The organism is Streptomyces sp. ISL-99, assembly GCF_018614005.1.
Classification (GTDB): domain Bacteria; phylum Actinomycetota; class Actinomycetes; order Streptomycetales; family Streptomycetaceae; genus Streptomyces; species Streptomyces flavidovirens.
On sequence record NZ_JAGGPC010000023.1, the window covers coordinates 45,602 to 65,805 of the forward strand.

20 protein-coding genes and 1 tRNA gene are annotated in these 20,204 nt (G+C 68.6%); 5 read left to right on the forward strand and 16 right to left on the reverse strand.

Annotation, left to right across the window (positions count from 1 at the left end; genetic code table 11):
- Positions 1-54: 54 nt before the first annotated feature.
- The 7 genes from J7E91_RS14780 to J7E91_RS14810 form a co-directional block, all read right to left on the reverse strand.
- The gene (locus J7E91_RS14780; RefSeq protein WP_214903630.1) at positions 55-1,701 is read right to left on the reverse strand and encodes a long-chain fatty acid--CoA ligase; all 1,647 of its coding nucleotides are present in this window, start codon (positions 1,699-1,701) and stop codon (positions 55-57) included.
- Positions 1,702-1,817: 116 nt separating this feature from the next.
- Positions 1,818-2,384 (reverse strand): SigE family RNA polymerase sigma factor, encoded by a 567-nt coding sequence (locus tag J7E91_RS14785; RefSeq protein WP_214903632.1) that lies wholly within the window; start codon positions 2,382-2,384, stop codon positions 1,818-1,820.
- A gap of 266 nt (positions 2,385-2,650) precedes the next feature.
- Positions 2,651-3,517 (reverse strand): DUF1906 domain-containing protein, encoded by an 867-nt coding sequence (locus J7E91_RS14790; RefSeq protein WP_214903635.1) that lies wholly within the window; start codon positions 3,515-3,517, stop codon positions 2,651-2,653.
- Between the two features lie 52 nt (positions 3,518-3,569).
- A complete protein-coding gene (locus J7E91_RS14795) occupies positions 3,570-4,736 on the reverse strand; it encodes a lipid-transfer protein (protein ID WP_214903638.1) in 1,167 nt (388 codons plus the stop codon).
- Positions 4,733-5,128 (reverse strand): MaoC family dehydratase, encoded by a 396-nt coding sequence (locus J7E91_RS14800; RefSeq protein WP_214903641.1) that lies wholly within the window; start codon positions 5,126-5,128, stop codon positions 4,733-4,735. The genes J7E91_RS14795 and J7E91_RS14800 overlap by 4 nt, the downstream gene beginning before the upstream one ends.
- The gene (locus J7E91_RS14805; protein ID WP_251015673.1) at positions 5,125-6,135 is read right to left on the reverse strand and encodes a bifunctional MaoC family dehydratase N-terminal/OB-fold nucleic acid binding domain-containing protein; all 1,011 of its coding nucleotides are present in this window, start codon (positions 6,133-6,135) and stop codon (positions 5,125-5,127) included. Before J7E91_RS14805 ends, J7E91_RS14800 begins: the two co-directional genes overlap by 4 nt.
- Before the next feature lie 199 nt (positions 6,136-6,334).
- On the reverse strand, positions 6,335-6,646 hold the full coding sequence (locus J7E91_RS14810; RefSeq protein ID WP_214903644.1) for a hypothetical protein: 312 nt from the start codon (positions 6,644-6,646) through the stop codon (positions 6,335-6,337).
- Between the two features lie 300 nt (positions 6,647-6,946).
- Between J7E91_RS14810 and J7E91_RS14815 the strand changes: the two genes are divergently transcribed.
- Positions 6,947-7,858 (forward strand): bifunctional DNA primase/polymerase, encoded by a 912-nt coding sequence (locus tag J7E91_RS14815; protein WP_214903648.1) that lies wholly within the window; start codon positions 6,947-6,949, stop codon positions 7,856-7,858.
- Positions 7,859-8,172: 314 nt separating this feature from the next.
- Here J7E91_RS14815 and J7E91_RS14820 read toward each other — a convergent pair whose 3' ends face one another.
- Positions 8,173-8,538: a hypothetical protein gene (locus tag J7E91_RS14820; protein ID WP_214903651.1), complete on the reverse strand. Its 366-nt coding sequence runs from the start codon at positions 8,536-8,538 to the stop codon at positions 8,173-8,175.
- Between the two features lie 14 nt (positions 8,539-8,552).
- Positions 8,553-9,719 carry a transcriptional regulator gene (locus tag J7E91_RS14825; protein WP_374224707.1) on the reverse strand — a complete coding sequence of 389 codons (1,167 nt, stop codon included), beginning with the start codon at positions 9,717-9,719 and terminating at the stop codon, positions 8,553-8,555.
- A 144-nt stretch (positions 9,720-9,863) separates the two neighbouring features.
- On the opposite strand from J7E91_RS14825, the gene J7E91_RS14830 reads away from it, so the two are divergent.
- On the forward strand, positions 9,864-10,814 hold the full coding sequence (locus J7E91_RS14830; protein ID WP_374224708.1) for a methyltransferase: 951 nt from the start codon (positions 9,864-9,866) through the stop codon (positions 10,812-10,814).
- 375 nt (positions 10,815-11,189) lie between these two features.
- Here J7E91_RS14830 and J7E91_RS14835 read toward each other — a convergent pair whose 3' ends face one another.
- The 6 genes from J7E91_RS14835 to J7E91_RS14860 form a co-directional block, all read right to left on the reverse strand.
- On the reverse strand, positions 11,190-12,362 hold the full coding sequence (locus J7E91_RS14835; protein WP_214903657.1) for a serine hydrolase domain-containing protein: 1,173 nt from the start codon (positions 12,360-12,362) through the stop codon (positions 11,190-11,192).
- A 54-nt stretch (positions 12,363-12,416) separates the two neighbouring features.
- Complete coding sequence (locus tag J7E91_RS14840) at positions 12,417-12,986, reverse strand: 2OG-Fe(II) oxygenase (RefSeq protein WP_214903660.1); 570 nt, start codon at positions 12,984-12,986, stop codon at positions 12,417-12,419.
- On the reverse strand, positions 12,983-14,362 hold the full coding sequence (gene cysS / locus J7E91_RS14845) for a cysteine--tRNA ligase (RefSeq protein WP_214903663.1): 1,380 nt from the start codon (positions 14,360-14,362) through the stop codon (positions 12,983-12,985). The genes J7E91_RS14840 and cysS overlap by 4 nt, the downstream gene beginning before the upstream one ends.
- Positions 14,363-14,413: 51 nt before the next feature.
- Positions 14,414-15,343, reverse strand: coding sequence for a hypothetical protein (locus J7E91_RS14850; protein WP_214903667.1), 930 nt, complete (start codon positions 15,341-15,343; stop codon positions 14,414-14,416).
- A gap of 13 nt (positions 15,344-15,356) precedes the next feature.
- Entirely contained in the window at positions 15,357-16,358 is a 1,002-nt protein-coding gene (locus J7E91_RS14855) for a sugar-transfer associated ATP-grasp domain-containing protein (protein WP_214903670.1), read from the reverse strand.
- A gap of 223 nt (positions 16,359-16,581) precedes the next feature.
- Complete coding sequence (locus J7E91_RS14860; RefSeq protein WP_214903672.1) at positions 16,582-16,785, reverse strand: hypothetical protein; 204 nt, start codon at positions 16,783-16,785, stop codon at positions 16,582-16,584.
- 418 nt (positions 16,786-17,203) lie between these two features.
- On the opposite strand from J7E91_RS14860, the gene J7E91_RS14865 reads away from it, so the two are divergent.
- From J7E91_RS14865 to J7E91_RS14875, 3 genes are all read left to right on the forward strand, one after another.
- A complete protein-coding gene (locus tag J7E91_RS14865) occupies positions 17,204-18,544 on the forward strand; it encodes a helix-turn-helix transcriptional regulator (protein ID WP_214903674.1) in 1,341 nt (446 codons plus the stop codon).
- A 213-nt stretch (positions 18,545-18,757) separates the two neighbouring features.
- Positions 18,758-19,393, forward strand: a complete 636-nt coding sequence (locus tag J7E91_RS14870; protein WP_214903676.1) for a site-specific integrase — start codon at positions 18,758-18,760, stop codon at positions 19,391-19,393.
- A 189-nt stretch (positions 19,394-19,582) separates the two neighbouring features.
- Entirely contained in the window at positions 19,583-19,834 is a 252-nt protein-coding gene (locus tag J7E91_RS14875; RefSeq protein ID WP_214903678.1) for a hypothetical protein, read from the forward strand.
- 272 nt (positions 19,835-20,106) lie between these two features.
- Here J7E91_RS14875 and J7E91_RS14880 read toward each other — a convergent pair.
- Positions 20,107-20,193 (reverse strand) — tRNA-Ser (locus J7E91_RS14880).
- Positions 20,194-20,204 lie beyond the last annotated feature (11 nt).

The following is a 20,204-nucleotide window of genomic DNA, read 5'->3' on the forward strand; positions in this document are numbered from 1 at the left end:
CGCGCCGTTGCGGAGCCCCTTCAGCCGCTCATGGGCGCCAGGCGCCATGGGCCGTCAGAACTTCGTGACGTCCAGCTCCCCGTCCGCGTACTGCTTGCGGATCACCTTCTTGTCGAACTTCCCCACGCTCGTCTTCGGCACGGCCGGGATCATCGCCCAGCGTTCCGGCAGCTGCCACTTCGCGATCTTGCCCGCGAGGAAGACGCGCAGCTCCTCGTAGTCGGCGGTCGCGCCCTCCTTCAGCACCACCGTGGCCAGCGGACGCTCGCTCCACTTGTCGTCCGGTACGGCGACGACGGCCGCCTCCGCGACGTCCGGGTGGGCCATCAGGGCGTTCTCCAGCTCAACGCTCGAAATCCACTCCCCGCCCGACTTGATGACGTCCTTCGCGCGGTCGGTGAGGGTCAGGAAGCCGTCGTGGCTGATGACGCCGATGTCGCCGGTCTTCAGCCAGCCGTCCTCGCTGAACTTGTCGGCGGGCCTGAAGTCCTCGCCGCCCGCGCCGCCGTAGTACGCCCCGGCGATCCAGGGACCGCGTACCTCCAGCTCACCGGCCGACTCGCCGTCCCAGGCGAGGATTTCGCCGCCGGGACCGATCAGACGCGCCTCCACGCCGGCCGGGAAGCGGCCCTGCGTGACGCGGTACGGCCACTCCTCGTCCGGGGTCAGCCCGGCCGGCGGGTGGGCCATGGTGCCGAGCGGTGAGGTCTCCGTCATGCCCCAGGCGTGGCACAGGCGCACGCCGAGCTTGTCGTACGCCTCCATGAGGGCGGGCGGGCAGGCGGCGCCGCCGATGGTGACGCTGGCCATGGAGGAGAGGTCGCGCGGGTTGGCGGTGACCTCGGCGAGCAGGCCCTGCCAGATGGTGGGGACGGCGGCCGCGTGCGTCGGCTTCTCGCGCTCGATCATCTCGGCGAGCGGGGCGGGCTGGAGGAAGCGGTCCGGCATGAGCATGTTGATGCCGGTCATGAAGGTGGCGTGGGGGAGCCCCCAGGCCATTACGTGAAATTGGGGGACCACCACGAGGGTGGTGTCCTTGTCGGAAAGACCCATCGACTCGGCCATGTTGACCTGCATGGAGTGCAGGTAGATGGAGCGGTGGGAGTAGACGACGCCCTTGGGGTCGCCGGTGGTGCCGGAGGTGTAACACATGGCGGCGGCGGCGCGTTCGTCCAGCTCGGGCCAGTCGTACGTGGTGGGGCGGTCCGCGATCAGGTCCTCGTACTCGTGCACGCGCGGCGCGCAGCCGTCGAGGAGCGAGCGGTCGCCGGGACCCGAGACGACCACGTGCTCGACGGTCTTGAGGTGCGGGAGGAGCGGTGCGAGCAGCGGCAGCAGGGAGCCGTTGGCGATGACGACGCGGTCGGCTGCGTGGTTGACGATCCAGATCAGCTGCTCGGGGGGCAGGCGCAGGTTGAGCGGGTGGAGTACGGCGCCCATGGAGGGGATCGCGAGATACGCCTCCAGATGCTCCGCGTTATTCCACATAAGGGTGGAAATCCGCTGGTCGCCGTCGACGCCGAGTTCGTCGCGCAGAGCGTTCGCGAGCCGTGTCGCGCGCTCGCCGGTCTCGGCGAAGGTGCGGCGCTGCGGCTCCTCCTCACCGGTCCACGTGGTGACCTGTGAGCGGCCGTGGATCGTCATCCCGTGCTTCAGGATGCGGGTCACGGTCAGTGGTACGTCCTGCATGGTGCTCAGCACGGCGTCCTCCCGGTGGGCGCTACGCGGCAGTAATAAGGGTGGCCTGATTCTGCGCACGTACCGCGCGGTATGTCACTACTTCCGGGAGTACGAATCGGTTGCGGCACGGAGAGCGATCAGCGCACCGGAGCCAGCTCCGGGTCCTCCCGCAGCTTGCCCAGAGCGCGCGAGACGGCGCTCTTGACCGTACCGACGGAGACGCCGAGGACCTCGGCTGTCTGGACCTCGCTCAGGTCCTCGTAGTAGCGCAGTACGACCATGGCGCGCTGGCGGTCCGGCAGCTTCATGACCGCGCGCCACATCGCGTCGCGCAGCACCTGCTGCTCGGCGGGGTCGGCCGCCGGAGCGGTGACGAGGGCGGGGGTGGGCTCGGGCAGCTCGTCGGTGGCGTACTCGTCGACCTTGCGCTTGCGCCACTGGGAGGTGCGGGTGTTGAGCAGGGCGCGGCGTACGTACCCGTCGAGGGCGCGGTGGTCCTCGATGCGGTCCCAGGCGACGTACGTCTTGGCGAGCGCCGTCTGCAGCAGGTCCTCCGCGTCGCACGGATTGGGGGTGAGCGAGCGCGCGGTGCGCAGCAGTACGGGCCCCCGGGCGCGTACGTACGTGGAGAACGACGGATAGGGCGTCGGCGTCGCCGCCCTTGTCGCCGCCTTGGATGCGCTGGTGCAGACAGGCGTGGTCATGGCTTCCACGCTAGGAGCGGGACGTACGCGGCGGATCGCCCCCAGGTCCCGAACCCGGATCCGCCTCAGGTTGTAGGGGTGGGGGCCGCCCCACCTCCTGAGGGTGGAGGCCGCGTCGTCCCGCGTAGGGGTCGCGTGTCAGGGACGGGCCCGGCCCTTCGGAGGTCCACCCGGACGTCCGAAGGGCCTTCTTCGTGTGTACGTCGTTCAGTACTTCGTTCGTACTTCGCTCGGTACTCCGTTCGCACTCCGTTGGTACGGGCAGGTCAGCGGGCGATCCGGGCGACCGGGGCGTCGGCCGAGTTGCGGTCGATGGTCAGGCGCCGGCCGCCGTGCTTCTCGGTGACGTTGCCGGCGTACTGGTGGATGCGGCGGTGCGGGGACCAGGCCCACGGGGACAGCACGCGCTCGCCGTACAGGGACGGCTTGCCGTCCCAGCGGGCGAACCACATCGCCGACGGCAGGTCCGTGACCCCCGCCCTGCGGGAGCGCTCCATGTGCCGCACCCCGGACTCCGCGCTGCTGTAGAAGCCGGGGAGGTAGGCGTACTTGCGTACTTCACGGTTCCAGCCGCGGACGAAGTCGAGGGTGGTGCGTGCGCAGCGGCTGTTCCCCTCGTTGTACGCCTCCATGTCGAGGTAGAGCGCACTTCCTGTCAGCATGCCGAGGGCCTTCGCCGCCCGTACCGCCTGGCGCGCCTCCTTCTTGCCCTGGCGCCAGGGTGCGCGGCCGATCCGGACGTGCCGCTTGTTCTTGGCGTGCACGCACGGGGACTGCGAGCCGACGAAGATCGGCAGCACTTTCCAGCCCAGCCGGGTGGCGTCCGCCCCCCACCGCTTGCTGAGGTGGCGCTGCTTGGGGCAGGCCCTGCCCCGGCCCCCGAAGTAGACGCCGACGGCCCGGTACGGCGAGGAACGCCAGGCCCGCAGCGTGGAGACCGGCGGGGCCTTGCAGGTGTCGAACGCCCGGCCGCGGAACGTCACGGTGCGGGCAGCGGACACCTCCGTCCGCGTGGCGGGTGCTCTCGACTGTGCCGCCGTCGCCTCTGTTGCCTGCGTCTGGTGCGGGAGGGCCAGCACGCCGAGTGTGGCGGCCAGCGCGAGTCCATATCCGATGAGCCTCTTTAGGTACATGAAGGAGAGTGAACGGGTCCCGCGCCGCACCGACGCTCTTCACACTCCGCAGTCAGCCATCCGCGCCGAGGATCAACCCGGACGTGGGAACGCCGGTGCCTGCCGTCACCAGCGAGGTGGCCGCGCCCGGTATCTGGTTCACCGACGTGCCGCGCAGTTGTCTGACCGCCTCGGCGATGCCGTTCATGCCGTGCAGGTACGCCTCGCCGAGCTGGCCGCCGTGCGTGTTCAGCGGCATCGCGTCCTCGGCCACGAAACCGGCGCCCTCACCGGGCCCGCAGAACCCGAACTCCTCCAGCTGCATCAGCACGAACGGCGTGAAGTGGTCGTAGATGATGCCCACATCGATGTCGTCCGGCCGGAGCCCCGAGGTCTGCCACAGCTGCCGGGCGACCACGTTCATCTCGGGCAGGCCGGTCAGGCCGTCCCGGTAGAAGCTGGTCATCTGCTCCTGGCCGCGCCCGGCGCCCTGCGCCGCGGCGACGATCACCGCGGGCGGGTGCGGCAGGTCTCCGGCCCGCTCGCGGGAGGTGACGACGAGCGCCTGCCCGCCGTCGGTCTCCTGGCAGCAGTCGAGGAGCCGCAGCGGTTCGACGATCCAGCGCGAGGCGGCGTGGTCGTCGAGGGTGATGGGCCGCTCGTAGAAGTACGCGGCGGGGTTGCGGGCGGCGTGCCGGCGGGCGGTGACGGCGACGTGTCCGAAGACGTCGGGCGCCAGGTTGTACGTATGGAGGTAGCGCTGGGCGGCCATGGCGACCCAGGAGGCGGGGGTGAGCAGCCCGAACGGCAGGTTCCAGCCGAGGGCCGCTCCTTCGGCCGAAGGCTCCCTGTGCTGCACGCCCGACCCGAAGCGGCGGCCGGACCGTTCGTTGAACGCCCGGTAGCAGACGACGACTTCGGCCACCCCGCTCGCCACGGCGAGTGCGGCCTGCTGAATAGTGGCGCAGGCCGCGCCGCCGCCGTAGTGAACGCGGGAGAAGAACGACAGCTCGCCGATGCCGGCCGCCCGGGCGACGGTGATCTCGGGGCTGGTGTCCATCGTGAAGGTGACCATGCCGTCGACGTCGGCGGGGGAGAGCCCGGCGTCCTCGATGGCGGCCTGTACGGCCTCGACGGCCAGCTTGAGCTCGCTGCGCCCGGAGTCCTTGGAGAACTCGGTCGCCCCGATGCCCGCGATCGCGGCCTTCCCGCCGAGCGCATCGGCGCTGCGTACGCTCACGAGTCCTCCCCCGCGACTGTGACGGTCACCTTGCCGGTGACGTGGTGGCCGAGCCCGTTGGCGCCGACGACGCGCACCTCGGCCGTGCCGTCCGGGTCGAGGGCGGTGACGGTGCCGGTCAGCACCATGGTGTCGCCGGGGTAGTTCGGCGCCCCCAGGCGGATCTTCACCGCGCGCAGCCGGGCGCCGGGGCCGAAGTGGTCGGTGATGTACCGGCCGACCAAGCCGTTGGTCGTGAGGATGTTCATGAAGATGTCGGGCGACCCTTTCGCCCGCGCGGCCTCGGCGTCGTGGTGGACGTCCTGGTAGTCGCGGGAGGCGACGGCGCCCGCGACGATCAGTGTGCGGGTGACCGGGATCTCCAGCGCCGGCAACTCGTGCCCAACCCTCATACCGGCTCCTCCTCCTTCCCTCCGCCGCCTCCGCCGCCTTCGGCCGGCCGAAAGACCGGCAGCTCCAACTCCTCGTCGACCCGCAGGAACTCCAGCCGAACGGGCATCCCGATCCGCACTTTGTCGTACGGCACCCCCACCACGTTGCTGACCATGCGCACGCCCTCCGCGAGCTCGATCAGCCCAACGGCGTACGGAGGGTCGAAGGCGGGGAACGCCGGATGATGCATGACGACGTACGAGAACACCGTCCCCACCCCGCTCGCCTCGACCGTGTCCCACTCCGGCGACCCACAGGCCCCGCAGCCCGGCAGCCAGGGAAACCGCAGCGCCCCGCACCCCTCGCACCGCTGGATCAGCAGCCTGTGCCGGGCCACCCCGTCCCAGAACCCGGCGTTGTCCCGGTTGACGACGGGCCGGGGCCGCTCGCTTCCCCCCTTACGTCCTCCTTCGCGCCCGCCTTCGCGTTCGCCCTCGCGCGTGCCTTCGCGTCCTCTTTCCCGTCCTCGCCCGGCCGGTGCGTACTTGAGGATGCGGAAGCGGTGCGTCCCCGCCGGCTCCCCGTCCGCGCGGACATCCATCCGCGTCGTGACGAAGTGCCCCGTACCCAGCTTGGTGGTCTTGCGCTCCGACACGGACTCGATCACCGCGTCGAAGGTGATCCGGTCCCCGGGCCGCAGATCCCGCACGTACTCCTGCTCGCAGTCGGTCGCGACCACCGAGGTGTACCCCGCGCCGTCCAGCAGCGCGAGCAGTTCGTCGTACGCCGCCGACCTGCCCGTATGCCCGGACAGGCCGCCCATCGTCCAGGCCTGGAGCATCGTGGGCGGGGCGATCGCGCCGGGACCGGAGTACGCCGGCGCGGTATCTCCCATCGCCTCGCACCAGTGCCTGATCATCGGCTCGTTGACGGGGTCCTTCCCGGCCCCCGCGACCACTGCCGCCCGCCCCTCGAAGGCCTTCAGCCGCCCGTCCGCATTCATGTCCGCATTCATGTCCGCGTTCATCGCCACCCCCTCGGCCTCCCGAGCGCACCGCACGAGCGGCCCGATCCAAAACAGTTTCTGACTGTCCGTCAGTTCCATCCGCCTGTCAAGGCAACGGCAACAGCGCGGCCAGAAACGGGAACGGCCTGCGCAACGGCGACAAGCGCCGTCGCGCAGGCAGTCATTCACCCCGCAACACAGACCCCAGCCGGTCCACGGCTCACCAGAGCTGCGCGAAATTCACATTGACGGTCTCGTTGTCCTGGTCGATCACCGTGAAGCCCGAGCCGTTGACGCTCGCCGTGTTGTTCTGGTTCGAGGCACCCGGACCCGTCGCCACCTGCTGCGTGGTGGTCGAGTTGCCGCCGTTGAAGCCACTGACACCGCTTCCGCCGACCGTGGCCACGGCCGCGTTCGATCCGTTACTCGCGAAGGAACCGTTGTGCGCGACGGCAGCGCCCGAGAAAAGGGCGGCCGCGAGGGGCAGGGCGGCTACAGCGGCGATGATGCGAGCGGTACGGATGCTTGCCATGTGCATTCCTCCAGGGAACGGTAAGTGCGCCTTGTTCCGGGGCAGTTGGCCGACTGCCTCAGCGATGGTGACGACGTCGCGAGATCAGAATTGCCCACCGAATCCCCGGCGAAGCGCCCGAAGGCACTTATTCGCCCTCAAGCGTGATGACATGTCGATAAACACCCTTCACGCCCCCAAATCCCCAGCTAGCCCCTCCTACCGACAGCACCCCCAGCCCCGCAAGGGAAAAGCGTTCCCGTACATATTCAGCCAATCCACCCCCTTCCCTTCCTCGAACACACGTACGAAAATGAACCCATGGCCATCTCCGACCGGCGTGCCGCCACCCTGGCCCTCGCCCACGCTCTCTCCGCCGCCGAGCGCGGGCTCCCCGTCATCCCCCTGTCCCGCACCAAGCTCCCCGCCCTGCGTTCCCCGCACCGCGACGACCCGGAGCCGCACCTGTGCCGGGGCGAGTGCGGGCGCGCGGGGCACGGCGTCCACGACGCCACCACCGACCCGGCCACCGTCCGCGCCCTCTTCGCCGCCGCCCCCTGGGCCACCGGTTACGGCATCGCCTGCGGCCGCCCCCCGTACCGCCTCATCGGCATAGACCTGGACACCAAGACGGACACCGGCACGGGTACCAACCCCGCCTCCGGCACGGACTCCACCACAGCCCTCCAGCACCTGGCGCTGCGGCACCTCTTCACGATCCCGGAAACCGTCGTCGTCCTCACTCCCAGCGGAGGCCGCCACATCTGGCTGACCGGCCCGCCGGACGTCGTCGTCCCGAACTCCGCGAGCCGCCTGGCCCCCGGCATCGACATCCGCGGCACCGGCGGCTACCTGGTGGGCCCCGGCTCGCTCACCACCCACGGCGTCTACCGCACCGCGCCAGGCACCGGCCATCTCGCGCCGGCCCCGTGCCCCAGCGCACTGCTCCGCCTCTTGGCGCCCCCCGCGCGCCCGCACTCCCCCGCGCACCACCCCGCCGGCGGGCCCGGAAGCGGCCACGGCCTGGTCCAGTTCGTACGGGCGGCACACGAAGGCCAGCGCAACACCCGCCTCTTCTGGGCCGCTTGCCGCGCGTACGAGAACGGCATCGGCGACGCCCTCGCGGACGCGCTCACAGAAGCGGCCGTCCACACGGGCCTCACCGAACGCGAAGCCCGTGCCACGATCGCCTCCGCCGCCCGTCTCTCAGGGCTTGGCAGTGGCAGCCGGTGATTTCTCGCGTCCCGCGGGGTTCTCCCCGATCGCGACGAACCACCGGCCGGACGCACGGCTCAGCGTCAGGTCGTAGCGCTGTTCCTCGCCCCGCTGGTAATTGGTGCAGTCGTGGGCCCACACATGGCCCCCAATGCCTGGTCAAGGTGAGACACAGCCCATGCAGAAGGGGCGCCCCGGAAGCGGGACGCCCCTTCTGCACTGCTACTTCGCCGACCTGGCGGTGGGTGTGGGATTTGAACCCACGGTGACATCGCTGCCACGACGGCTTTCAAGAGGGTGCTGAAGACCGGTAGAGGCGTCACAGAGCAATTTCAGTGCAGAGACTTCTCGATCGCCCCGAAGATGTCCGCGTCGGTCTCCTTCTGCCAGTCCGGCAGATCCGGCCAGTCCGCCACATACCCCGGCTTGGGGTCATCGAAGTGCTTGAACATCTGCGCGGTCCAGCAGGTCGCGACGAACCGGCCCTTCTGCTCGCGTGACAGACGCGACGCATGGCCATTGCTGAGATCGAGGAACTGGCGCACCTGCTCATACACAGAACCAGCGGCCTCACGTTCCCACTCGGGTGTTTCCTCCCAAGGGGTGATGTAGCTGGGCTTCGGTTCGCCAGGGAAGTGCTCTAGGACACCCGCGATCCACGCCTCTCGGAACACCCGTGCGCCCTCGATCTGCGACATGCCTACCCCTCTCGTCACGTCTTGCTCAAAGCACCGATGTCTGCCGCGAGCTCGGCCACACGGCTATCGCTGGCCAGCGGGCCGAACTCAGCTCGTAGCGTCTGGAGTCTACGGGCGACGTATCCGGAGGAAGATTCCCGCGCGAGGGCCAGGGCCTCGCGGCCGAAAGTGATGACTTGGTCAGGATCGAGCCGCTTGGCTCCGATGGCGGCCAGGTCCGCCAGGACGACTCCTCGGCGGCGGAACGATTGCCCCTGGGCCAATGCGCCCTGAGCCAACGCTGCTTTCAGGGCCCGCTCAGCGAGGTCGAGACGGCCGAGCTGTACGTATCGGGCACCGCGCTCCTCAGCCAGTCGCGAACCGTCGAAACGGAGCCATCCGCCGTTGTGTCCGGGCCCCGCAAGATGCATGACCTTCTCTGCCTCATCAAGCGCACGCTCGCAGGCAACCAGGTCACCCAAGCCTGCATGGGCTTCGGCCTGAACGGATGCGACCCAATGCCGCGTGGCCAATGAGCTGTCTCCCCGCCTGGCGACCCTCTCGGCTGCCGACAGCAGATCTGCGGCCTCTTTGAAGCGGTGCTCGTACACGTCAACGTATGCATGCCGCACGAGGGCGCAAGCCCAAAGGTCGAACGCTCCAGCCTCCTTGCTTGCCGACGCCGCGAGGGCATATGAGGCGGCGGCGTCCGTGTAGCGGTTGCTGTCGAAGGCGAGTTCCCCCGCGAGCTGGAAGAGGTCGCCGGCAGCGGTGCACAGCGGCTGCACCTCGGCGTCGGACCGACCGGCCAACGTTCTGTTCAAGGCGGATAGTTGCTCGCCCACTATGGGGCGCACGGAACGCTTGGAGCGTGCGAGCTGGTACACCTGCCAGAGGTGACCGTTCATGCGTAGGAAGTCGGAGGCAGTGCCTCGACGGGCGGCGTCGTCAAAAGCTCCGGTGTCATCGGCGGGCAGGGTCGCGAGTGCTCCGGTTACCGCTATAGCCCGCAGGAATTCGCGTCGGATCATTTCCTCGGTGTACCCCGAGCCGTAGTCGTTGGTGTGCGGCGTCCCCGCGGAGTCCTGGGCTGGGGTTTGTGGCTGCGCAACCAGGACGTCCAGTTCGGCAAGGTCTACTTGCAGGACCTCAGCGAGCTTGGGTCGTAACGGCGGCTGAGGCACATTTTTACCGCTCTCCAACGGCCGACCGTGGTGCGGTCGACGCCGAGCAACTGGGCGAAGGTTTCTTGACTGTAGCCCAGGACTTTGCGCCGCTCAGCGAGTCTCACGCGCGGCGTGGCCCCGGAGACGTGGCTGCGGGCCGCGTACGCGGATGCTCCGGTGGTGACGCAGATCAACGATGGCGAGGACCCCGACGAGGGGGAGCGCTGGCCTTCCTGCTCGGCCTCTGCTCCCTCGATCGTGCTGCGGATGCTCGACATGCTCAATCCGCTGCCGAGCCATCGCGTTCTGGAGATCGGCACAGGGACCGGATGGAACGCCGGGCTGCTGGCCCACCGCCTGGGCGGTGATCAGGTGATCACCATGGAGGTGGACCCGGCGCTGTCGATGCAAGCGGCGGTCAACGTGATGAACGTTCGCCTGGACCCGCACGTGGTCTGCGGCGACGGATCGGCCGGCTACGCGCCCGGCGCACCGTACGACCGGATCATTTCCACCTGCTCGGTGCGGTCGGTGCCCCCCGCCTGGCTGGCGCAGACTCAGCCGGGAGGAATGATCCTCACTCCGTGGGAAACCCCCTGGTTCTGCTACGGCCTGCTGCGGTTGGAGATGACGCGCGAGAGGAATGCATGGGGGCGATTCCACCCGCACTCGTCGTTCATGCTGATGCGCGACCAGCGCACTGACCTGCGTATCTACCGAGACGTTGTCCGCGATGAGCATGTGCCGCGCGAGTCGGAGACGCGCCTGTCCCCGTGGGCGGTAACCGGGGATGACTGGGCTGCCCAGTTCGCCCTCGGACTCCAGCTTCGCGATGTCTGGCGGACGTGGCACGAAAGCCCCGGTGTGGAGGGGGTGGCCTCGCGCCTGTGGCTGGCGACCACTGATGGGGCTTCGTGGGCGGCTGTCGACTGGGACGGGCACACCGATGAGCGGTTCATGGTGTGGGAGCACGGCCCGCGCGGCCTATGGTCGGAGGTGGAGGCAGCCTACGACTGGTGGAGCCACGTTGGCAGTCCCGGCCCGGAACGCTTCGGCATGTCCGTGACTCCGGACGGCCGGCACACCGCTTGGCTCGACTCCCTTGGCCACCCGGTGCCCGTGCTCGGCTGACTGCCGCATTCCCCACCGGCCATCCAACCAGCCCTGAAGCCCCCGCCCGACCGGCGGCGGCTTGGCCATTCCCAATTCCAACTAGTCCGTCGCGCGCGTAAGCCGTCGCTCCTACCCAGAACGGGCAGGCGCGGGCCTTCACCATAGAAGGGGCCTCCCGGAAGCGGGACGCCCCTTCTGAACTGCTACTTCACCGACTTGGCGGTGGGTGTGGGATTTGAACCCACGGTGACATCGCTGCCACGACGGTTTTCAAGAGGGTGCTGCGGGAAGTGTTTGTGTCGTGCCTGACCTGCTTGTTCCCCGCCCTCGGGGCCCCTCGCCGCTGCTGGCGGTCCACACCTGGTCCACTGGGTCTGGCTCGAGAGAGGTCGCTTATGCCAGCGAATTCCGGACCGCTTCGGCGAGCATAGACGCGCGTACATCGTCAGACCCGCTGATGATGTGGTTCATCGCGTAGCCGAAGGCGATGCCGTGCTCGGGATCCGCGAAGGCAAGTGAGCCACCACGGCCGGTGTGGCCGAAGGCGTTCGGGCCGGTCATGAGGTTGCCCTCGGTGGGGAGCATGTAGCCCGTGCTGAATCGGCTCGGGATCACCAACACCTGGTCCTTCCCGCTGGCCTGCTCCTTCGTCGCCGACGCCAAGGTCTCCGGGGCGAGTAGGCGCACACCGTCGACCTCGCCGATCAGCGCGGCGTACATGCGGGCGAGTGCGTGCGCGGTTCCGATGCCGTTGGAGGACGGGAGTTCTGCGGCCTGCACCTCCGGCGAATCGAAGTCGATCACGGCAGGGTCGGTGACCGCGAACGCCCGGTTGCTGAATGAATTCGGGTCGCGCCAGGCAGCGACCTGTTCGCGGAGTTCCTCGGGAATCGACTCGGCCGGCACCGTCGTAAGGTCTACGGCCGGTCGCCGGTACGCCATGCGGCTCACTCGATCGCGTTCGCTCGCCGGCAGGCCGATGAAGAAGTCCAGCTCGAGGGGGCGCGCGATCTCGTCGGCGAAGAAGCGGCCCGGCGAGCGGCCGGAGACTCGGCGGATCACTTCGCCGACCAGCCATCCCCAGGTCCGTCCGTGGTACCCGTGTGCAGTGCCCGGAGTCCACAGCGGGCGCTGGGCCGCCAGCGCTGCTGCCAAGGGGTCCCAGGCCAACGCCTCCGACAGAGGGAGTGGTTGATCCAGGGCGACCAAGCCGGCCTGGTGGGACAGCAGCCAGCGAACGGAGATGTCCGCCTTGCCGTTCGCCGCGAACTCCGGCCAGTACTTCGCCACCGGCGCGTCAAGGTCGAGCATGCCGCGCTCGGCCAGCATGTGCGCTGCGGTCGCGGTGGCTCCCTTGGTCGCCGAGTAGACCAGTTGCAGGGTGTCCCGTGTCCACGGACGGCCGGTCTCGGGATCGGCGACGCCACCCCACAGGTCGACCACCGGCCGGCCGTGCCAGTAGACGCACACGGCCGCGCCGATGTCCCCGTGCTGGGTGAAGTTCGCTATGAACGCCTCGCGGACCGGTTCGAACCCGGGCGCTACCTCACCGTCGATCGTTGTCATGCCGCTCATCCTGGCAGCTGGGCTGCCCGTTCTGGCAGTGCAAGTGGGCCGTGCTCAAAGGCGTTCGGCATCGGTGCGCACGACAAGGGCGACGCGTTCGCCCCTCGTGATCGGCCGTACGCCGTGGGTGTGGTCGCGGGTGGCCGGGAAGGCGACCAGGCTGCCGCAGGGGGGCTTGATCTCCTGGGCGGGGTTCTCGAAGAACAGCTCGCCGCCGCCGTAGGAGTCCGGCGTGTTCAGCCAGACCACGAGGGTGAGGTCACCGCCGACGATGGGCTGTCCGTTGCTCCTGGCCCGTTCGCGCTCGATGTCGGTGACCTCGTCGTGGTGGGCGACGAAGCCGACGCCGGGGCCGTAGCGGTAGACGACCGCCGGCTGGGTGGGTATCCGCTTCGGGATGACCTCGAAGTGGTCGCGGACATGTGCGGCACAGTGGGAGAAGACCGCCTCCTCCAGGTGCGTCGGGACCTCTACGTACTCGCTCTTGCGCAGCGATTCGTCGATGACGCCCTGATAGGTGCGCGGGCGGGCGGTCTGGTTCTTCACGTGGTCCATCAGCACTCCGCAGAGGCTGAGGGGGATGGCGCTCTCCACGACGAGCGGTAAGCGGCTCTTCCAGGTCACGGGGTGGTCTCCTTCCACCAACGGGTGCCTTCGGGCGAGTCCTCAAGGACGAAGCCCTGCTTGGTGAGCTGTTCGCGGATCACGTCGGCCTCGGCGAACTTCTTCGCCGCGCGAAGCCGGTCGCGTTCCTTGACGAGTTCTTCGACGGCCGTGTCGCTCTGGGCGGCGCCGGGGATGTCGAAGCTTCCGAAGAGGTTGTTCACGTCCTCGATCAGCCGCAGGGCGGCCGGCCCGGCTGGTTCGTCCATGCGGTTCTGCTCGCGGATGTACTGGAAGAGGACGGCCAGGGCGCCAGGGGTGTCGAAGTCGTCGTCCAGGCGCTCGCGCATCTCGTTCCAGGTGTCGGTCGCGCGGGCGGTGTTCGCCGGGCTATCGGTGTGGGCGGGATCGATGGTCCGAGCGAAGTTCTCGACCCGGCGCCGGGCCCCTCGGGCCTGCTCCAGCGTGGAGTCGTTCAGCTCCATGGAGGAGCGGTAGTGCTGGGAGAGGAACGCGTAGCGCAGGGTCCGGGCGTCCGTCCGGGTGAGGGCGTCGCGGATGGTGAGGAAGTTGCCAGTGCTCTTCGACATCTTGTCGCCGTCGACGCGTAGCAGACCGGTGTGCATCCAGTAGCGGGCCAGTGGCTCAATGCCCGAGGCGGCTTCCATCTGGGCGACCTCGGCCTCGTGGTGCGGGAAGATCAGATCCACTGCGCCGCCGTGCAGGTCGTACGAGGGCCCGAAGAACGTCTCGGTGATCGCGGTGTCCTCGATGTGCCAGCCCGGCCGGCCCGGGCCCAGCTCGGTCTCCCAGAACGGCTCGCCGTCCTTGCGCCCCTTCCACAGGGCGAAGTCACCCGGATTGCGCTTCCTGGCGTTGTCGTCGATCCGCGACACCGAGTCCTCGGGACGCAGGTCGGTGCGGCCGGAGAGCTTGCCGTACTCCGGGAACGAGGCCAGGTCGAAGTACCAGCCGTCATCGAGCTGGTAGGCGTGGCCGCGCTCGATCAGCCGCTTGATCTGGTCCACGATCGCGTCGATGTGGTCGTGGGCCCGCGCGTGGACGTCGACGCGGGTGTTCCCCAGTGCGGCCATGTCCTCCAGGTACTGCTTCTCGAAGAGGGCCGCGATCTCCTCCGGCGGGACGCCCTCCTCCGCCGCCCGTCGGATGATCTTGTCGTCCACGTCGGTGATGTTCTGGAGGTACGTGACCTTGTACCTGCTCGCTTCCAGGTACCGGGCGATGAAGTCGAACTGCGTGTACGTCTTCGCGTGCCCGACGTGGCTGGGGCCGTAGACGGTGGGTCCACACACGAACATCCGCACCTCGGCCTCCCGCTCGGGGCGGAACTCCTCGGTCTGGCCGGTCAGCGTGTTGTGGACCTTGATCGACATCATGCCTCCTGTATAAGCGGATCACGCAGCGTACTGACGCCCGGACATAAGCGTCTAACTGGAGCCGCCGCACTCGTCGAAGGGGACGAATCGCGGAGACGGCTGGTCGGCGAAGACCGCCGCCTCGCCCCCGAGGAGGTGGTGGTTGGCCTGCTGGTACGCCTTCCGCACGGCCTCGATCGCCCCGGGGCTGAGGTCCATCCCAGCCGTGCGGCAGAACTCCCCCAGGGCCTCGCACCGCCGCTCCAGGTCGACCATCGACAGCGGGTCGCACTGCTGGGCCTCGATCAGCAGGTTCTCCTGCTCGCCGCCGATCAGACCGAGGGCTCCGAGGGAGTACAGCTTCCACTTCATGTTCGGCAGCAGCCAGCCCGATCGCGCGTACATCCAGTCCACGACCTCATCCAGCGCCCCCGACAGGACGAAGTGGCCCGTGGGAACCCCGACCCGCCGCGCCATGCGCAGCGGGATCTCACGCACGTCCCAGGTGATCCGGTTGTACAGCCGGTGGGTCTCGCCCTCCAGCCGCTCAAGCTGCTCCCGCGTCTTGTGGGAGATCAGCGCGCCGAAGGCGTCCTCGCGGTCGAGCAGCGGCTCGCCCTTGTTCCCGTAGGCATCGCACTTGTCGCTGTTCCACGTCGTGCGCGGGTCGGCCTCGTACTGGAACAGGAGCTGGTGGACGTTGACCTCCATGCGTCCCCAGGGGACCGGCAGGTGGAAGCTGAACTCCGGGATCCAGGCGGGGAGCCGGTCGCGGACCAGGGCGTAGGTGTCCGCCGGCCGCGGCCTCCACTCGTCCTCCTTGAGCGGGACATCGAGGATGACGGCCAGGTCGAAGTCGGAGTCGGTGCTGAACCGGGTGACGTTGCGGGGGGCGACCGCCGAGGAGGACAGGACGTAGAGCGCCTGGACCTCGGGCATCGTCTTGAGTGTGTCGAGCAGACCCCCGGCCGCGGCGCGGGCCTGCATTCTCAGGTTTTCCACGGGAACTCCCTGGTCAGATGATCGGGCGATCCATCACGGAGCGGAGCGCGGGAACGAGCTCCGGCGCGACGCCGCCGTAGGTGCGCTGGATGTGTGCGAGGGAAGGGCTGCTGTTGCCCTCGATGACCACGGGTCCGCCGGGCGTGAGAGCGATGTCCCAGCCGATGAAGGGCACTTGCGGGAACAGACGGGCACAACGCTCGGCCAGCTCTCGGACCTCCGTCATGCGGGAGATCCGGCGGTCGGCGAACGCCACCGAACTGACCCCATGGCGGGTGTGAGCGGTCAAGTACCGGTCGTAGCCATGGCGGTCGAGTCTTCCGTCGGGGTGAACACGGATCTGCATGCCGCCCACGGCCGAGTTGTCCGTGGTGCTCTCGGCGCCGCCGAGCTTCAGCATCACGTAGAGGACCGCGGACGTGCCTTCACGCAGCAGAGTGATCACACGGAACGTGTTGAGGACGTACGGGTTCAGCACGTCCAGGTCGGGGTGCTGCGGCACGTGCTGCTCCACCAGCCACGTACCCCACCGCTGCGCGTAGGCCGGGAGGTCGAAGCCATCCTCGCCAGGCCGCACGATCACGACGCCGGATCCACCGCTGGAGTAGCGGGAGGGCTTGAACACCACGCGCCCGAAGCCGGAAACGCGATCGAGGACGTCCGGCAGCGACACCGCCTCACCGTCGGACGTCACACCCGCGCGGTGATCACCGCTCGCGATCAGTGCGGGCTGCGGGATGTCGGCCGAGGCGAGGATCTTCTTGCAGGACGTCTTGTCGTCCAGGTCGATCGTGTCCCGGTTCACGCGGGGAAGGAGCCGGTGGAACAGGGCCGCCTCCGGCAGGTACGAGCAGGCTCGTTCGGCGGACACCTCGCGCCGGTATCCGCCGTAGCGGAAGTAGTGGAAGGGCAGGCACCGCCACCGTGCGGAGACCTTCATCAGGTCACCCGCGATACGGGCCATGTTCTTCCGGTCCTCGTCGCGCAGCATCGCGGGTAGGTGCTCGCTCCGCATCTGCCGAACCTGGTAGGGAAGAAACCGCACGCCAGATACTCGGGGAAGAACCCGGGTGCGGAACCACTCCTCGGTCACGGCCTGGCTGTGATTGAAGCCGCGGTTCGCGGTACGTCTCACGGTGCTCCTCCCGTTTCTCAGTGGTCCGGGGTTCCGGCGATGGCCAACGTGACGACGAGCGCACTGACGACGATCACGTAGGCCACGACAGCGAGGCGCTGCCTCATCGGGCGGGCCCGATGTTGTCCGCCGCAGTCGACCAGGCGATGCCGCGCGCGGGCTGGATGTGGGCGATGCGGATGAGCCGGCCGCCGTGCGTCTCGTGGACGACTGCCGTCAGCTCACCTTCACCCCGGCTCGCGACGTCACGGACCAGGCAGTGAAGGAGGGGGTGGGCCTCCCGGCCTTCGGCGTCGACCGGATTCACTGCTCGGACTCCTCACGGGCGTTCGACACGCGGCGGAGGAACTTCTCCCATCCAGACTCGGCACGGGCGCGGAGGGCCGGGCTCGGACCGGTCGGCGGCTCGGGAACCGTGTGCTGTCGTCCGCTGGCACCAGGCGTGCGGAGGGGCAGAGGCTGGCTCATCAAGACCTCCTCGGGGCTGGTGCAGCCCGTCACCCACGTCAGGGACGCCGATGACGGGCTGCTGTCCTGGGAGCCGTCCGGAGCAGGGCGGGGGGAGCCGGTTTACCCAGGTGCTCAGCTCCGAACGGCGTGAGACCCAGTGAACGGCCGTGGACCACGGGCTCGGAACGTTTCTCGGGGGTTTCTCCAGCGAGAGAAACCCCCGTTTCTCGCACGCGGAGTAGCCTCCTGACTACCAACCTGAGGGGAGGGGTGGGATGTCTGACCCGACGGCTCTGCATCCGCTGACCTACGTGCGAGAAGGCAAGGGCTGGGGCAAGGCCGAGTTAGCTCGGCGCATGCGCGAACGCGGTGCCGAGATGGGCCTACCACTGGCCACCAACCGGACGACGGTGTGGAAGTGGGAGCAGGGACAGGCGCCCGACGCGGACACGCAACAGGTGCTCGCCGACCTGCTGGGCGTCCCCGAGGACCACGTACGCTCAGCGGCCTGGCCGCGATGGCTGCCTGCCTGGGAGTCGACGGCTCTGGCGGCCCCATGGACTCCGGCCGGCACCGTGAAGGTATTCGCTGATCTGGTCAGGAGTGGCCACATGGATCGTCGGGGCTTCCTGTCCATCACCGGCGCCGCGCTGACGGGTGTCGCGGCCAACTGGGCAGCCGCACCAGAGGCGTTCGCCTCGGCATTCGACGGCGACCGCGTCACCGACGCGATGGTGACCACCATCGAAGCGCGCGTGGACACCCTCCGCTCGCTCGACGACCAGATGGGCGGCGCCCGCCTCCTGGACCAGGCCACCAGCGACCTCGCGCTGATCACCACCCTCCTCGACCACGGGCGCTACACCGACGCCATCGAACACCGCCTGTACGCCACGGCAGCCCGGGTGTCCTACCTGGCCGGATGGATGGCCTACGACAAGGGCCTCCGCTCCCTCGGCCAGCGCTACTACGTCGGTGCTCTCCGCAGCGCCCACAGCGCCAAGGACGACGGCTTCGGCGCCTTCATCCTGGCCGAGATGGGCGTCCACATCTCCGACTCGGGCGACACGGCCGCGCGCGTGAATCTGATCGACACCGCCATCGGCAACGCCCCGTCGGCCCTACCGCCGGCGGCGACCTCGTACCTCTACCTCCACCAGGCCGAGGCCCTCTCCAGGGACACCCAACACGAGGCGGCTGGCAAGTCCCTCAACCGGGCCTACGACCTGTGGGGCACCCACCGCGAAGGCGACCGCCCCGACTGGCTCGGCTGGTACGGCGAGGCCCAGCTCAAGTCCACCGAGGGCAAGATCATGCTGCGCTCCGGCTTCCCCGAACGCGCCACCAGCGCCCTCGCGGTGGCAGTGGACCAGGCAGTCCCGCGCGACCGAGCCGTGCGCTCCGGCCGCCTTGCCACGGCGCGGCTGGCCGCCAGGGACCTGGACGGAGCGTTGGAAGCCGCCACCGTCGGCCTGGAGCTGCTGGAGAGCCGCGTCCGCTCCGACCGAGCGTACGTCCGGTTGACGAAGTTCAGCGCCTATCTGGGGCCGCACGCAACGGTGCCGTCCGTCCGGGAGTTCCGCGAGCGGCTTCGGGCTCTTCCGGCTGTCGCCTGACAGCGTTCCCGTTACGTCTCCGTCCTCGGCGCAGCCCTCCAGCGTCAGGGCCAGCACGCATCAAGTCCCGTCCCTGTCCCAACGGTTGACGATAGGCGCGCGCGTTGACCTCGCGGTCGGCCGGAGCGGCTTTGGCCGGTGTCCTGTTCGGGTTGGGGTCGGGCATGTTCAGGGGGCCGTACGCTGGCCCGGCAACTCGGGCAGGCTTTGGCCGTGCGCGGCCAGGGGCACCGGGGCGAGCACCTGGCCGCGTTCTTCGGGTGCATGTACTACGCCGCCATGCGGCCGGAGGAAGTCTCCGTGCTGAGCGTCAACCAGTGCACCCTTCCCGAGAGCGGATGGGGCCGACTCGACCTTTCGGGCGCCCGGCCGCAGGTGGGCTCTGGCTGGACCGACGACGGAAAGCCGTACGAAGAGCGCGGGCTCAAGCACCGCGCGCGAAAGACCGTCCGCCGCGTGCCGATTCCGCCCGTCCTCGTGCTGCTACTGCGTGAGCACATCGAGCAGTTCGGCACAGGGGACGACGGCCGTCTCTTCCGCGCCGTGCGCGGTGGCCCTGTCCGTTCGCAGGAGTACGGCGCCGTATGGAAGGAAGCGCGCCGCCGCGCCCTCACGTCGGCTCAGGTGGCCTCCCCGCTCGCGCATATCCCGTACGACCTGCGGCACGCCTGTGTGTCTTTCTGGCTCCGCTCCGGGGTGAGCCTGGCAGAGACCGCCCGCCGGGCGGGGCAGAGCATCGCCGTACTTCAGCGCTACTACGCCAAGGTGCTGGACGGAGAGGAGGACCGGATGAACGAGCTGATCGACCAGGGCTTTGCCGAGCAGGCGGACGAACGGCTGGCACCCTGACTTCTCCGGATCCTGGCCCCAGGTTGGCCGTAGCCCTTGTCAACAGTGGGATACCGGCGACACAGGCTGAACGCAGATGGGTGCTTCTCATCGAGATGCACCCCATCTGACCAGCTCTTACGGTGACCTGCGTGGTGGGTGGGATACATGCGCATACTGGAGACACAGCACCAAACAGGATGGTCAATCATGACCCGACTGAAGCGCTACCCCAACGCACCGCGAAGCGACTTCATCATCGAGGTGGCCAAAATTACCAAGACGATCGGCGCCCAATTGCTCTGGGCTCCGTGGAGCTTCACTGTCATGAACATCCGTACCGGCGAGTTCGCCTGTAGCGGTACTGCCCTTACCGAACGCCAGGCATACAAGCAGGCAGAGTACGAGATCAAACGGATCACCAAGCCCCATCGGCAGCCCATACCGAACTGGAAAGGGTGAAGGACCGCTCACCACGGCGCCGGTCCGGGCTCCAGCCGCTCATTCCGTCTAGCAGCGTCACCATCTTCTGGGGGCAGCGAGCGCGGAGTTCGTCGTACTCGACATATCACCCATGTCCGCCAGCAAGGCCAGCACCAGTCCTGGCCACAGGTTGGCCGTACACGCTGGTCAACAGTGGGATACCGGCGAGACAGGGTGAGACAGGCTGAACGCAGAAGGGGTGCCTCCGTCTCGGAGACACCCCTTCTGACCAGCACCTACGCTGACCTGGGCGGTGGGTGTGGGATTTGAACCCACGGTGACATCGCTGCCACGACGGTTTTCAAGACCGTTCCCTTAGGCCGCTCGGGCAACCCACCTCGCGTCACCG

Excerpts from the sequence above, each read along its gene's own strand:
- cysS (WP_214903663.1), bottom strand. The coding sequence starts at position 14,362 with ATGATGTCGATCAAGGTCCACAACACGCTGACCGGCCAGACCGAGGAG.
- J7E91_RS14835 (WP_214903657.1), bottom strand. The coding sequence starts at position 12,362 with ATGACAACGATCGACGGTGAGGTAGCGCCCGGGTTCGAACCGGTCCGC.
- J7E91_RS14785 (WP_214903632.1), bottom strand. The coding sequence starts at position 2,384 with ATGACCACGCCTGTCTGCACCAGCGCATCCAAGGCGGCGACAAGGGCG.
- J7E91_RS14820 (WP_214903651.1), bottom strand. The coding sequence starts at position 8,538 with ATGTCGCAGATCGAGGGCGCACGGGTGTTCCGAGAGGCGTGGATCGCG.
- J7E91_RS14805 (WP_251015673.1), bottom strand. The coding sequence starts at position 6,135 with ATGAACGCGGACATGAATGCGGACATGAATGCGGACGGGCGGCTGAAG.
- J7E91_RS14790 (WP_214903635.1), bottom strand. The coding sequence starts at position 3,517 with ATGTACCTAAAGAGGCTCATCGGATATGGACTCGCGCTGGCCGCCACA.
- J7E91_RS14815 (WP_214903648.1), top strand. The coding sequence starts at position 6,947 with ATGGCCATCTCCGACCGGCGTGCCGCCACCCTGGCCCTCGCCCACGCT.
- J7E91_RS14875 (WP_214903678.1), top strand. The coding sequence starts at position 19,583 with ATGACCCGACTGAAGCGCTACCCCAACGCACCGCGAAGCGACTTCATC.
- J7E91_RS14810 (WP_214903644.1), bottom strand. The coding sequence starts at position 6,646 with ATGGCAAGCATCCGTACCGCTCGCATCATCGCCGCTGTAGCCGCCCTG.
- J7E91_RS14865 (WP_214903674.1), top strand. The coding sequence starts at position 17,204 with ATGTCTGACCCGACGGCTCTGCATCCGCTGACCTACGTGCGAGAAGGC.
- J7E91_RS14855 (WP_214903670.1), bottom strand. The coding sequence starts at position 16,358 with ATGCGGAGCGAGCACCTACCCGCGATGCTGCGCGACGAGGACCGGAAG.
- J7E91_RS14800 (WP_214903641.1), bottom strand. The coding sequence starts at position 5,128 with ATGAGGGTTGGGCACGAGTTGCCGGCGCTGGAGATCCCGGTCACCCGC.